This window comes from Planctomicrobium stercoris, from assembly GCF_051465655.1.
Lineage (GTDB): Bacteria > Planctomycetota > Planctomycetia > Planctomycetales > Planctomycetaceae > Planctomicrobium.
The window spans coordinates 5580737-5594821 of the sequence record NZ_CP195791.1 but is presented as its reverse complement, the minus strand read 5'-3'; the positions used below and the strand labels follow the sequence as shown (position 1 = coordinate 5594821).

At 58.1% G+C, this 14085-nt stretch carries 7 protein-coding genes; 4 read left to right on the top strand and 3 right to left on the bottom strand.

Annotated features, from left to right (window positions below):
* Positions 1-9 precede the first annotated feature (9 nt).
* The 3 genes from SH661x_RS22680 to SH661x_RS22670 all read left to right on the top strand — a co-directional run bounded on the left by SH661x_RS22680 (position 10) and on the right by SH661x_RS22670 (position 5920).
* Positions 10-801, top strand: coding sequence for a phosphoadenylyl-sulfate reductase (locus tag SH661x_RS22680; RefSeq protein ID WP_437226343.1), 792 nt, complete (start codon positions 10-12; stop codon positions 799-801).
* A 341-nt stretch (positions 802-1142) separates the two neighbouring features.
* Positions 1143-3101, top strand: a complete 1959-nt coding sequence (locus tag SH661x_RS22675) for an amylo-alpha-1,6-glucosidase (RefSeq protein WP_437226341.1) — start codon at positions 1143-1145, stop codon at positions 3099-3101.
* A gap of 68 nt (positions 3102-3169) precedes the next feature.
* Complete coding sequence (locus tag SH661x_RS22670) at positions 3170-5920, top strand: MGH1-like glycoside hydrolase domain-containing protein (protein WP_437226339.1); 2751 nt, start codon at positions 3170-3172, stop codon at positions 5918-5920.
* Between the two features lie 29 nt (positions 5921-5949).
* On the opposite strand, the gene SH661x_RS22665 is transcribed toward SH661x_RS22670, so the two are convergent.
* From SH661x_RS22665 to aceE, 3 genes are all read right to left on the bottom strand, one after another.
* Complete coding sequence (locus SH661x_RS22665) at positions 5950-6336, bottom strand: hypothetical protein (RefSeq protein ID WP_437226337.1); 387 nt, start codon at positions 6334-6336, stop codon at positions 5950-5952.
* A gap of 40 nt (positions 6337-6376) precedes the next feature.
* Positions 6377-7486, bottom strand: a complete 1110-nt coding sequence (locus SH661x_RS22660; protein ID WP_437226335.1) for a rhomboid family intramembrane serine protease — start codon at positions 7484-7486, stop codon at positions 6377-6379.
* 183 nt (positions 7487-7669) lie between these two features.
* On the bottom strand, positions 7670-10396 hold the full coding sequence (aceE, locus tag SH661x_RS22655) for a pyruvate dehydrogenase (acetyl-transferring), homodimeric type (RefSeq protein ID WP_437231237.1): 2727 nt from the start codon (positions 10394-10396) through the stop codon (positions 7670-7672).
* Positions 10397-10985: 589 nt separating this feature from the next.
* Here aceE and SH661x_RS22650 point away from each other — a divergent pair.
* Entirely contained in the window at positions 10986-14081 is a 3096-nt protein-coding gene (locus SH661x_RS22650; RefSeq protein WP_437226333.1) for a PVC-type heme-binding CxxCH protein, read from the top strand.
* The last annotated feature ends 4 nt before the right edge of the window (positions 14082-14085 follow it).

Below are 14085 nucleotides of genomic sequence, written 5' to 3'. Positions count from 1 at the left end.
GGATAATTGATGGCAAGTTTGACGCAGGCGCAGCTGAATCAGCTGGCCAAGACTTTCGAAGATCGATCCCCCGATGAACTCCTGCATTGGGCCAGCCTGACATTTGGAAACAGACTCGCTTCCCTGTCGGCAATGCAGCAGTCCGGGAGCGTTGTCGCTCATATGATCTCGCGACTGAAGCTGAACGTCCCGGTGCTCTTCGTCGATACCGGCGTGATGTTTCAGGAGACCCTCGAGACACGTGACCGCATCGCCAATGAATACGGACTCTCTGTCCGCACTCTCACGCCGGCGCTGACCATGACCCAGCAGACGGAGAAGTACGGCGTGTTGTACCTGTCTGTTGAAGGACAGAAAGAATGCTGCCACATGCGGAAGGTGGAACCGCTGCTGGCGGTCAAAGGTCAATATGATGCCTTCATCGGCAGCCTGCGTCGCGCTGACGGCGGAAGACGGGGCGACTGCCCAATCCTGGCGGTTGACGTCGAGATGAACACAGTGCGGATCAATCCGCTTGCGAACTTCACCGATGAGCAGATGGAAGCCTACCTCGAAGAACATCCTGTGATTGTGAACCCGCTGCATGCACAGGGGTTCTCGACCATTGGCTGCAATCGCTGCACCACGCCGGTGCTTCCCGGAGAGCCGAAGCGTGCTGGACGCTGGCGACACCTGGGACCCTGGTCGCAATATTGCGGAATCAACCCAACGGACGTCGACGACGGTTCATCTGCGTCAATTGAGCTCTCGCAGGATCTGGTCGACCGCATTCTGGGTCAGAAGACCGACTTTGTGATCTGATCGGTGATCGGGGGGCGATTGCCCCCCGATACTCTTTTTAATTTCTTCCAGACATCGGGAGAATGACGTCTCCCGCTCGCCGGTGTTGAACATCAGCTTCCGGAAGAGCCGCTGCGCTTGTCCTGTTTGGCCTTGCGCTTCTCCTTCAGCGTCTGCTGGGGTTTCTTCTTCTGTTCTTTTTGTCCTTTGTCCTTGCTGCCGCGATCACCCATCGTACTGACTCCTCAAGTCAAAGTGTGTGGAACTGCGCGATCGCAGCTTATCCGTTGGGAAACTTTCAGTCCATTGACGAATCCGCCATGCACAGGTTGGAATGAAGTCATGGGCGGAGAAGAGCAGACATGATGAAACAGACCGATCGCGAATGGCTGGAGACCGATGGCCTGGGGGGATTTGCCTCTGGAACGATCTCCGGGCGCAGAACTCGGCGCTATCACGCGCTTCTGCTGGCAGCCAGTCCGGCGGACAATTCCCGCTTTGTCCTCGTCAACGGAATGGAGGTTCAGGTCCAGACGGCCGCTGGAATCTCTGCTCTGTCTTCGCAGCGTTACCTGCCCAACGTGATCCACCCTCACGGGGATCGCCTGATTCAGGGGTTCCAGGCCGGGCCCTGGCCGACGTGGGATTATGCCCTCGAAGACGGCACGAAGATTCGTCAGGAGATCTTTGTCCCTCGAGATTCGTCGGCAGTGGTGATCCGCTGGTCCCTTCTTGAAGCCCGCCATGATCCCGTTCAGCTGATGGTTCGTCCGCTGATTTCCGGCAGGGATTACCATTCGCTCCATCTGGAGAACGGCGCCTTCGAGTTTCAGCACACCGGCGACAGTCAACGACTGGTCTGGTCACCGTATCAGGGCGTTCCCCAGATCGTTGCCCTTTCGAACGGGGCCTACACCATGGAACCGCTGTGGTTCAGACGGTTTTTCTATACCGCCGAAGCGGAACGGGGTCTTGATGACTGTGAAGATCTGGCGTCGCCCGGGACGTTTCGCTTCGACTTGAATCACTCCCCCGCGGTTCTGATCTTCACAGCTTCCGGCGAGCGAACTCTGCAGACGGAGGCGAACGAATCGGTCGAACAGCTGGTTTCCCGGCTGGAACGTATTGAGCGGGTGCGGCGATTGAAGTTCCCTTCGCGGCTGCATCGATCAGCGGACCAGTTCATCGTTCGCAGCGGCCCCCGCAAGACAATCATCGCGGGCTATCCGTGGTTCACCGACTGGGGACGTGACACCTTCATTTCCCTGCGAGGTCTGTGTCTGGCCACCGAACGCTATGAAGATGCAGGCAGAATCCTTCGCGACTGGGCAGGGACCATTTCCGAAGGGATGCTTCCCAATCGATTCCCGGATGGCAAGTCGCAGCCGGAATACAATTCGGTCGATGCCTCGCTGTGGTACATCATCGCGGTTCAGGACTATCTGAATACGCTGGAAAAGAACGGACAGACACTTCAGATCGACGAACGGAATCAACTTCGCCGGGCGGTCATTTCGATTCTCGTGGGATACCAGCAGGGGACCCGATTTCAGATCCGGGCCGATTCCGATGGACTCCTCGCCGCTGGAGTCAGCGGTGTCCAGCTCACCTGGATGGATGCCAAAGTGGGTGACTGGATTGTCACGCCCCGCATTGGAAAGCCGGTCGAGATTCAGGCACTGTGGATCAACGCTTTGCAGTTCGCCAGCCAGTTCGATCCCAGCTGGCGGGAGTTGTTGAATCAGGCGAAGGCCAGTTTTCAACGGCGCTTCTGGAACCCGGAACGTCAGTGCCTGTTTGATGTCGTGGACGTCGACCATCAGCCCGGCAGGGTCGATGCAAGCATCCGCCCGAATCAGATCTTCGCTGTCGGAGGCCTTCCCCTTTCCCTGCTCGAGCCCGATCAGGCGAAGAGCGTCGTGAACACGGTTGAGAAACTCCTGCTCACGCCGCTGGGACTGCGGACGCTGGAGCCGGCTGACCCGGCCTATCAACCTCATTACACGGGAAATGTTCGCGCGCGGGATGGAGCGTACCATCAGGGGACCGTCTGGCCCTGGCTGATGGGACCGTTCGTGGAAGCATGGTTACGTGTGCACGGAGAGACTGACGGAAATAAAACCGTTGCCCGGGCCCGGTTCGTCCAGCCACTTCTGAATCATCTTGATGAAGCGGGACTGGGACATGTTTCCGAAATTGCGGACGGCGAGCCGACCCAGCAGGCGACGGGCTCGCGTCAGATCCCGCGTGGATGTCCGTTTCAGGCCTGGTCTCTGGGGGAACTGCTGCGAATCCTCGAAACCATGCTCGCGACAGATTAGGTCGGGATGGTCTATCATGTGCGCGCGATGCTGGATATTCACCGCATGAAAGTTCACAGGATTGCCTCATGGCCCATCGATCGAAGAAGTCTCCGGTGATTCCCGCAGCCTATCGAAAAGCGGGCCGCGCGGTTCCGGCCCCGCCGTGTGCCGAAGATGCTCGCCTGCAGGCAGCAGCTGCGCGGGAAGCCAACTGGAAACGCTGGGGGCCATATCTTTCCGAACGGCAATGGGGGACCGTTCGCGAAGACTACTCCGCCACGGGCGAGTGCTGGGACTACTTCACCCATGATCACGCTCGCAGCCGCGCCTACCGCTGGGGCGAAGATGGTCTGATGGGCTTCACCGACCGTGAATGCCGGCTCTGCTTTGCGATCTCGCTGTGGAATGGCAATGACCCGATCCTCAAAGAGCGGCTCTTCGGCCTGACTGGTCCGGAAGGGAATCATGGTGAAGACGTCAAGGAGGCGTACTACTATCTCGACTCTCTGCCGACGCACGCCTACGTCAAGATGCTCTACAAGTATCCGCAGGCGGCGTTTCCTTATGACAGGCTGGTGGAAGAGAATCGTCGACGTGGTCGTAATGATCCCGAGTTCGAACTGCTTGAGACCGGGGTCTTCGATGAAAACCGGTATTTCGATGTGCTGACCGAGTACGCCAAGGGAGGCCCGGACGACATCCTGATTCGCGTCACCATCTCCAATCGCGGACCCGACGAAGCGACGCTGCATCTGCTGCCGACCCTGTGGTTCAGAAACACCTGGAGCTTCGGCTGCGAGTTCGATGAGACCGAATTGAAACCGCATCTGGAACGGAAATCCGGGGCCGAGGTGCTGGCCAATCATTCCACTCTGGGACGATTTCAATGGACAGCGGGCCCATCTCCTCACGGAACGCTGCCGGAGATTCTCTTCACCGAAAACGACACCAATTCACATCGTCTCTTTGGTTACGGCAATCCGCATTCGTACGTGAAGGATGCGTTCCACGAGTTCGTTGTGCATGGCCGCAGGGAGGCAATTCAGCCGCAAGAGGTGGGGACCAAGGCAGCTGCCCATTACGTCCTGACACTTCCTGCCAGAACGTGTCAGACCGTTGAACTCCGGCTGACCAGAGTGGATGAAGCTCCAGGACAGGCATTCGGGGCGAAGTTCAATGAGATCTTTACAGCCCGACAACGCGAATGTGATGAATTCTATGCAGCTGCCCTCCCTCCCCGGCAGACAGAGGATGAGGCTGCTGTCAGCCGGCAATCCTATGCAGGTCTGCTCACCAGCAAGCAGTTCTATCACTACGTGGTAAAGGAATGGCTGCAGGGAGATGCGAATCAGCCTCCTCCGCCCGAGGGGCATCGATTCGGACGGAATCAGGAATGGAAACATCTCTTCAGCCGCGACGTTATCTCCATGCCGGATAAGTGGGAGTATCCCTGGTTCGCAGCGTGGGACCTGGCCTTCCACATGCTCCCGTTTGCACGCATGGATGGAGACTTCGCGAAGGAGCAACTGCTGCTCTTTCTGCGAGAGTGGTACATGCATCCCAACGGGCAGCTCCCCGCGTATGAATTCGCCTTCAGCGACGTCAATCCCCCGGTGCATGCGTGGGCCTGCTGGCGGGTTTATAAGATGACCGGGAATCGCGGCGAACGCGATGTGCCGTTCCTCAAGCGGGTCTTCACGAAGTTGCTGATGAACTTCACCTGGTGGGTGAACCGCAAGGACCCGGATGGGAAAAACCTGTTCGCCGGGGGCTTTCTGGGGCTGGATAACATTGGAGTGTTTGATCGTTCCAAACCGCTTCCGACGGGCGGTCACCTGCAGCAGGCGGACGGAACCGCCTGGATGGCATTCTATTGCCTGACGATGCTGGCGATGGCGATGGAGCTGGCGACGTTCGACGACACCTACGAAGACATCGCGTCCAAGTTCTTCGAACACTTCGTGGAAATCGTGGATGCCATGAACACGCTGGGGGGGACAGGACTCTGGGATGAGGGGGATGGGTTCTACTACGACGTCCTGGATGCGGATGGAGCGACGTTCCCTCTGCGTGTGCGATCCATGGTCGGGATCATTCCGCTCTTTGCAGTTGAAGTGATCGATCAGGGGCAGATCGATGCCCTGCCGGGATTCAAAAAGCGGCTCGACTGGTTTTTGAAATACCGCTCGGATCTCGCGCAGCACATTTCATATATGCAGCCGGATCCGGAATCGATCGGGGATGAAGTTCACGACCGCCGGTTACTGGCAATTCCTTCGCGGGAACGTCTGGCACGCATGCTCCGTTACCTGCTGGATGAGAAGGAATTCCTCTCTCCTTACGGCGTCCGGGCGCTTTCGAAGTTTCATCTGGAACATCCCTATGCCTGCAAGGCGGGTGGGGCGGAACACCGTGTCAACTACGATCCTGCGGAATCGACGACGGGACTGTTCGGAGGCAACTCGAACTGGCGGGGGCCGATCTGGTTTCCCGTCAACTACCTGCTGATCGAGTCGCTGGAACGCTACCACCATTTCTACGGAGATACTCTGAAGGTGGAATGCCCGACAGGTTCGGGGAACTGGATGAATCTCAAGCAGGTCTCGTGCGAACTGGCACACCGGCTCACCCGACTGTTCCTGCGTGATGAGACCGGTCGGCGCCCGGCGCATGGAGAGGAATCCCGGTATGCGGACGACCCCCACTGGCGGGATCTGGTGCTGTTCTACGAATACTTCGATGGCGACAACGGACGCGGCTGCGGAGCAAGTCATCAGACAGGCTGGACGTCGCTGGTTTCACTGCTGCTGGAGAATATCGCGGAAGCTCGTCCGTAAGGGAGGGCGGCTCTCTCATCGCGGCCGACTCAGCAAATTCGAGCGGTCTGCTGAGAAGCGGGTCGGTCGAACCGGACTTCCTCTTCGTCCCACGATCCGGTGGACAAGCCGGCGAATACGAGCAGTAGGAGCACGATCAGGATGACCTTGTAGACCAGGAACGCACTCATGGCCTGAAAGGCTCTCTGCCAGTCGAGATCTGCCAGGAATTTGAGCAGCACGCCCCCTGCGAGGACGTAAACCCCGAGGCTGAAGAATCCGAGATAGGGACCTAAGAACGTCAGAATCGCGCCGCCGCACAATGCGATCACCAGCGTGATCACGAAAAGCATTCCTTTTCTGTCATCCCAGTTCTCATCCGAGAAGAAGTTCAGAAGGAACCAGATGACAATCATGTCCATCAGCAGCACGAGCATTGATCACCAGTCCTTCGATTGCGGATGAGAAGTTGGAACGTTACGGCCACTTTGAGAGAATGGAAGACTCGGCTCGTTCGCTGGGAGTCCCGATCCACTCCCAGGCACCGCGTCCCATAAAGACGGACAGGATGTCCGCGCCATGACTGTCCACCTGACGTCCGAGCAACAAGGCCAGACCGACAACGATGCCGGTGATGAACCCGCCCAGATGGGCCCAATGGGCAGTGCTGTCATTCCAGGAAAACGCAACAGCGATGACATCGAACACGATGTAGAACAGAACGATGACCATGCCCGGGCAGGAAAAGATCTTCATCAGTAACACCGCCGGGCGAATCCAGGCCACGACGTGTACCCGTTGAACGGGAAAGAGGATCAGGTACATCCCCGCCATTCCCATGGCCACGCCGGATGCTCCCAGACAGGCAATCGACGGCTCTCCGATCAGCGATACATATTCCACCAGTCCCGATGTGATGCTGAAGAACGCAAACAGCAGCAGATAAGCCACATTCCCGGTGACCCCATTGATCTTGGATCCCAGGATCAGCAGCACGATCATATTCCCTGCCAGATGAACGATGTCACCGTGCAGGAATGCATGACTGAGAAGCTGGTAGACCCGAAATTCGCCAATCACCCGTTCATGAACAGGCAGATTGGCAAGTGCCTGCTGGGCGAGTTCCTCATGATCCGTCTCCGGCATGAGCGCTTCGAGCCGGCCCAGCTCAGCGTCGTACGCCTCCAGGTTCCCGCGGTCGGTGTACTCGTAAAGAGCTTCAATCAGTTCACTGCTGGGAGGCTCTGTGCCGCACCAGAGCATCGCCTGTTTCAGCGACCTTTGAACGCGTGGCGAGGATGACCCTGTCCAGAACAGGGTGCTGAAGACAATGATCGTGACAACAATGGCCCAGGCAGCGAACGGTTCACGAGTCGCGTAGGCTTCGGAGCGGATCGGGAAGACGCCAATCGGAGCAAACCAGCTGGCGACATTCAGAATATCCCGAGTCGTTGAGTAGACCCGTTTCTTGTCGAATCCATGCGTAATCCGGATCGAGCGGCCTGTCGAAAGATCAATCCCGCAGTCGACGCAGATTTTTGCGTTCGATTGCAGCGGTCGATGACAGGAAGGACAGAAACGTTTCATGCCGGGCCCTTGGCTCAAGTTCGTCACCGTGACATTCACTCAAGTCAGGGGGCCGATCTTCCACTGGAAAATATCACCCGGAAGAAGAATCGACAATACGGCGGACGGCATAGGAGCCATAAAAGTTTAGCTGCACACGTGAAGTGTGCAGCTAAACGGGATTCGACAGAATTCAACTGGGACTTACGCCAGTCGTGGACTGATCTTCTCCGGATCAATTCCCAGATCCTTGAGGACCTGCGGAAGCTGTCTCACGTCGAAGGCATCGTACTCGGAGAGGGCCTGCAGCGTCGCGTAAGCGGTGCATTCGGCGTCCACTTCGAAGTGGCGACGGAGGACGGGCCGGGTATCGCTGCGGCCGAAGCCATCGGTTCCCAGCACGGTGTACTTGCCGGGGATCCACTGCCGGATCTGGTCGGCCACCAGTCGCACGTTGTCGCTGGAGGAAATGAACGGGCCGTGAATACCGTCCAGCTGCTTCATCAGGAAGGACTGACGGGGCTGTTCGGTCGGATGGAGGAAGTTCCACCGTTCGGCGTCCATGGAGTCACGGCACAGCTCGCTGTAGCTGGTGACACTCCAGACGTCGGTCCCGATGTTGTACTTCTCTTTGAGGATCGCCTGGGCACGCAGCACTTCATTCAGGATGGTTCCCGAACCAAACAGCTGCGGACGGTGCTCCTGACCTTCCGCACTGTCGGTGCTTCTGAACTTGTACATCCCCTTGAGAATCCCTTCGGAGACGTGATCTCCTTCGGGCATCGCGGGCATCTCGTAGCTCTCGTTGTAGACGGACAGGTAGTAGAAGATTTCTTCTCCGTCCGCATACATCCGCTTCAGGCCGTCCTGAATGATCACGCACAGCTCATAGGCGAATGCAGGGTCATAGGAGTGCAGCTGAGGAACGGTGGTGGCGATCAGGTGGCTGTGGCCGTCTTCGTGCTGCAGACCTTCTCCGTTCAGAGTGGTCCGGCCGGAAGTTCCGCCGACCAGGAATCCCTTGGCCCGGCTGTCAGCGGCGCACCAGATGAGGTCACCGACACGCTGGAATCCGAACATCGAGTAATAGATGTAGAACGGAATCATGTTCATGCCGAGATTGCTGTAGGCAGTCCCTGCTGCGATGAAGGAGCTCATCGCTCCGGCTTCGTTGATTCCTTCTTCCAGCACCTGTCCGTCTTTGGCTTCCTTGTAGTACATCAGGCTGCCGTTGACGCGGTCGACCGGTTCGTACAGCTGTCCCTTGCTGGAGTAGATGCCAAAGGTGCTGAACATCGACTCCATTCCGAACGTACGGGCTTCGTCCGGAATGATGGGGACAATGCGGTCTCCGATGACCTTGTGCCGCATCAGTCCCTGAATCACTGCTCCGTAGGCCTGCGTGGTGCTGGCTTCGGACTTGGTGTCGACGGTTCCCTTGAGCTGGCGGGCGAAGGCCTTGTCGTCGAGTCCGGGGACTTCGAGACGTTCCGCGGTGGGCTTACGGGCCGGAATGGGACCGCCGAGCTGTTCGCGTTTGGCCTTCAGGTAGGCCATCTCTTCACTGTCCTCAGCGGGCTTGTAGAACGGCATCTTTTCGACGGCGTCTTCGCCGATGGGAATGCTGAACCGCTTCCGGAACTGCTTGAGTTCGTCCAGGTTCATCTTCTTGGTGTTGTGGGCGACGTTACGTCCTTCGCCCGCTTCACCCAGCCCGTAACCTTTGATGGTCTTCGCCAGAATGACGGTCGGGCCGGTCCGGTGCTCTGTGGCAGCCTTGTAGGCCGCGAAAACCTTCTCGGGGTCGTGACCGCCTCGGCGGAGTTTCTCCAGCTGCTCATCGGAGAGATGATCGACGAGTTCCAGCAATTCCGGATCGCCGCCGAAGAAGTGTTCGCGGATGTAGTCACCCTGCGAGACGCTGTATTTCTGATACTGGCCGTCGACAATGTCTCCCATGCGTTTGACGAGCTTGCCGTTGTAGTCGCGTGAGAACAGAGGATCCCAGTCGCCTCCCCACACCACTTTGATGCAGTTCCAGCCGGCACCGCGGAAGGCCCCTTCCAGCTCCTGAATGATTTTTCCGTTTCCGCGAACGGGACCATCCAGACGCTGCAGGTTGCAGTTGACGACCCAGACGAGGTTGTCGAGGTTTTCCCGTGAAGCCAGTGTGAGGGCTCCGAGTGATTCCGGTTCGTCGATTTCGCCGTCGCCCAGGAAGGCCCAGACGCGTGACTTGGAAGTGTCCAGCAGGCCGCGATGTTCCATGTAACGGAGAAAGCGGGCATGGTAGATGGAGCAGATCGGTCCCAGTCCCATGGAGACGGTCGGGAACTGCCAGAAGTCTTCCATCAGCCACGGATGCGGGTAGGAGGAGAGTCCAGTGCCGCGACGGGTTTCCTGTCGGAAGTTTTCCAGATGATCTTCGCTGATGCGACCTTCCACGAAAGCACGGGCGTACATTCCGGGCGAAGCGTGCCCCTGGAAGTAAACCATGTCGCCGGTGTGATCGGCGGTGCGGGCATGGAAGAAGTGGTTGTAAGCGACTTCATACAGGGTCGCTGACGAAGCGTAGGTGGAAATGTGTCCGCCGACTGCTCCGTACTTTTCGGTCTTCTTGTTGGCACGGACGACCATTGCCATCGCGTTCCAGCGGATGATGGACTTGATCTGCCGTTCGAGATCCAGATTGCCGGGGTAACGCGGCTGCTCGGAGACCGGGATGGTATTGATGTACGGTGTCGTCGCGGAGAAGGGCATCATCACGCCACGGTGATAGGCCCGCTCACGGAGATGCACGAGCAGCTGCTGGGTCTTTTCCGGACCGTAGCGATGGAGGACATCTTCGAGGGACTCGAACCACTCCTCGAGTTCCTGTGTGTCGATCCCCTCCAGGGAACCTTCGACTGCTGTCTTGGCGACTTCATCCATTTCGTTGACAGCTTCATCAGTGGCCATGTGCAAATCTCTTTGGTTTTCAATAACAACGCATTCCGGACTGGGATGCGTTTCGAATTTGTGGGCTATCGAGTGGGGCGGGGGAGCAGAGTCCTCCGGATCCCGATGTGATCAGATGACATTGTCCAACCGGATCCTCCGGAAGGGACGTTGTATTCTAACAGGGTTCGCTCTGATCAAAACCCCAGCTGGTGAAGAACCTGGATTCCATTTGAGTTCATTGATGCAGATGGTCTTGACACACCTGTTCAGCCGTGGTTGAGCCGCAGCCGCTGCAACCTGGGCTGTGTCATGAGATCGTCAGTCTGACCGCATAAGATGAGGCCTCCCCGGGGCTTTCGACTGCATGAAATCGCAGGAGGCCGAGTGGGCAGGAGTTGGAATTCACGGTTCGAATTTTAGCAATTCCCAAGCTCTGGAATCGGGAAGCTCCGGGCTGAGACATCTCGCATGCGAATCGGACGAACCCCCCGTTCAGCATTGCAGTCGGACTGGAAACAAACATCCGGATGTGTCAGTCTAAAACGGACGGGGCGAATTCGGATCTGTGATGGAGGGATGCATGCGCACCTGCAGAAGTTCACATTCGTGGCAGGGGCTGCTGTTCTGTGGATTTTTGGGGCTGGCAAACCTGTGTGCAGGGGCTGATTTTCCGGAACCCTATAATTCGGCAGATGATGCGAAGGCGCTGGCGACGCCGCCACAGGCTGCCCTCGACGCGATTCAGCTCCCACCCGGATTCAAGGCGACCCTCTTTGCAGCGGAGCCGGACGTCCAGAATCCCATTGCCATGACCTGGGACAGTCAGGGACGGCTCTGGATTGCGGAAAACTATACCTACGCTGAAGGGAAAATCCGCTTCGACCTCGGTCTGCGGGATCGGGTCATCATCCTTCAGGACGACAATCACGACGGGGAATTTGATTCCCGCAAGGTCTTCACGGATGACGTTCAGATGCTCACGAGCGTCGAGGTCGGTCATGGCGGAGTCTGGCTGCTGTGCCCTCCGCAGCTGCTCTTCGTCCCGGACGCCAACGGCGATGACGTTCCCGATGGTCCGGCCCTGGTGGTTCTCGATGGCTTCACCGTCGCGGATGCCAACTATCACAACTTTGCCAACGGCCTGAGATGGGGGCCCGACGGCTGGCTTTACGGGAGATGCGGTCACTCCTGTCCGGGGGACCTGGGAACGCCGGGGACTGCGCGTGAAGAACGGGTCAGCCTCCGGGGTGGGATGTGGCGGTACCATCCGGCAAGTAAACGAGTCGAAGTGGTCGCGACCGGCACCACCAATCCGTGGGGGCATGACTGGAATGCCCTCGGGGAGTGCTTCATGGTCAATACCGTGAACGGGCATCTCTGGCATCTGTTCCCGGGGGCGCACTTCAGTCAGGGGACCAGCCGCGATCCCAATCCCCGTGTCTATCAGCTGATCGATCAGCACGCGGATCACTGGCATTTCGACGTTGGCCAGCATTGGTCGAAATCCCGCGACGGGGCGGCCAATGAAATGGGGGGAGGGCATGCCCATTCCGGTGCCATGATTTACCAGGGAGACAACTGGCCCGAGCGCTATCAGGGGCATCTGTTTACCGTGAATCTGCACGGCCGAAGACTCAACAACGAAATCCTCGAGCGGTCGGAAAGTGGATTCGTCGGCCGACATGATCAGGATCTCCTCATCAGCTCGGACTCGTGGTTTCGAGGCATCGATCTCTCTTCCGGCCCGGATGGAGGCGTTTTCATTCTCGACTGGAGCGACACCGGAGAATGTCATGATCGCACCGGGGTGCATCGGACGAGCGGACGAATCTTCAAAGTGACCTACGGAGACCCGCGACCCGTCGAACCGTTCGACATGCGGAAGCTCTCCGATGAAGAACTCGTCAGGCTGCATGAATCGCACAATGAATGGGAAGTCCGGCAGGCGCGTCTGATACTGGATGAACGACAGGCTGCCGGACAGCTTCAACCGGGAACCGTGAAATCCCTGATGGCCCTCTTCGAAGGGGACCAGTCCGTCAGGAATCAGGTTCGCGCCCTGATGACCCTGTTCGTCATTGATGGTGTTGATCAGAAATTTCTGATTCAACAGCTGCACAACCCCCGTGAACCGATCCGTTGCTGGGCCGTTCGCATGCTGACCGATTCCTGGCCCCTGGACGGTCCGCTCGGTCCGGTTTTTCAGAGTTCAGAGACGCTCGCCAACGTGAAGTCCGCCGCCGCGACACTTCTCCCCCTGTTCACGGAAATGGCGAAGAAGGATTCGTCAGCACTGGTGCGGTTGACTCTCGCTTCCACACTCCAGCGTCTTCCGGTCAGCAATCGAGCGGCGCTTGCACAGGCCCTCGTTTCCCGCACGGAAGATGCAGGCGATCATAACCTGCCGCTCCTGGTCTGGTACGGATTGATTCCCGTGGCCGATTCGGAACCGGAGTCGATTTTGCCCGTCGCAGCAGCCTGTACCTGGCCTCTTACTCGCAAACTCATTGCCCGCCGCCTGGCTGAGGACATTGAAAAAAGGCCCGCACCTCTCAGCAAGCTGCTGACCTTCACAGCCACGCAGCCGGATGCTTATGCCCTCGATATTCTGAATGGGATCAGCGAAGCACTGCGTGGATGGCGGAAAGCAGTTCCTCCCGTGAGCTGGGGGGCTGTGCAGCTGCAGCTGGAACATTCGAAGAATCCTGCCGTTGTCGAGCGGCTCCGGGAACTGAACCTCCTGTTCGGGGACGGCCGGGCACTGGATGAAATGAAGGCCATCGCCCTTGACCCCCAGACTCCAATTGAAGCCAGACGGTCGGCCTTGGCGCAGCTGATCGAGAGTCGCCCCCCGAACCTGCGGAAGATGTGCGAGCAGTTGCTGGCCGATCGCGAAATGGCGACTGTCGCTGCCGGCGGATTGGCATTGTTCGATGACCCGGAAATCGCCGCAACCCTCATCAAGGGATATCGCAACTTTCCCCCTGAGGGACGTCCGCAGGTGATTTCCATCCTGGTCTCCAGAGCCGGCTTTGCAAAGCTGCTGTTAGAGGCGGTGGCGAACGGAGAAATTCCGCGTGCTGATCTGACCGCTTATCACGTTCGACAGATTCACAGCCTGGGAAATGATGAACTGAGTCGAACCGTGGCTGACGTCTGGGGGCAGTTGCGGGATACCCCTGAAGACAAGCGGGCTCAGATTGCTGAGCTGAAGACGAAGCTGACTCCGGACGTCCTCCGGTTGTGCAACGTCTCGAACGGCCGGGCTCTTTACAATGCATCGTGCGCTAAGTGTCACCGGCTTTTTGGAGAGGGGCAGACGATCGGGCCGGATCTCACCGGGTCGAACCGCTCAAATCTCGATTACCTGCTTGAAAACATCATCGACCCCAGCGCAGTGGTCAACAAGGATTTCCGGATGACCATTCTGGCACTGAGGGATGGGCGAGTGCTCAACGGCGTGATCCTCGAGCAGACTGAACGCACGATCACATTGCAGTCTTTGACAGAAAAACTCACTGTGGAGAAGAGTGAGATCGAAGAGATGAAAGGGACAACGCAGTCGCCGATGCCTGAGGGGCAGCTGGAGAAGCTGACGTCCGAACAGATTCGGGATCTGATCGCCTATCTGCAATCACCGCAACAGGTTCCGCTGGACGGTCAGGCGGGGGAGTGAAGAG

What these genes read in the sequence shown, in the direction of transcription:
- SH661x_RS22680 (WP_437226343.1), top strand. Translation starts at nt 10, where the DNA reads ATGGCAAGTTTGACGCAGGCGCAGCTGAATCAGCTGGCCAAGACTTTC.
- SH661x_RS22675 (WP_437226341.1), top strand. Translation starts at nt 1,143, where the DNA reads ATGATGAAACAGACCGATCGCGAATGGCTGGAGACCGATGGCCTGGGG.
- SH661x_RS22670 (WP_437226339.1), top strand. Translation starts at nt 3,170, where the DNA reads ATGGCCCATCGATCGAAGAAGTCTCCGGTGATTCCCGCAGCCTATCGA.
- SH661x_RS22665 (WP_437226337.1), bottom strand. Translation starts at nt 6,336, where the DNA reads ATGCTCGTGCTGCTGATGGACATGATTGTCATCTGGTTCCTTCTGAAC.
- SH661x_RS22660 (WP_437226335.1), bottom strand. Translation starts at nt 7,486, where the DNA reads ATGAAACGTTTCTGTCCTTCCTGTCATCGACCGCTGCAATCGAACGCA.
- aceE (WP_437231237.1), bottom strand. Translation starts at nt 10,396, where the DNA reads ATGGATGAAGTCGCCAAGACAGCAGTCGAAGGTTCCCTGGAGGGGATC.
- SH661x_RS22650 (WP_437226333.1), top strand. Translation starts at nt 10,986, where the DNA reads ATGCGCACCTGCAGAAGTTCACATTCGTGGCAGGGGCTGCTGTTCTGT.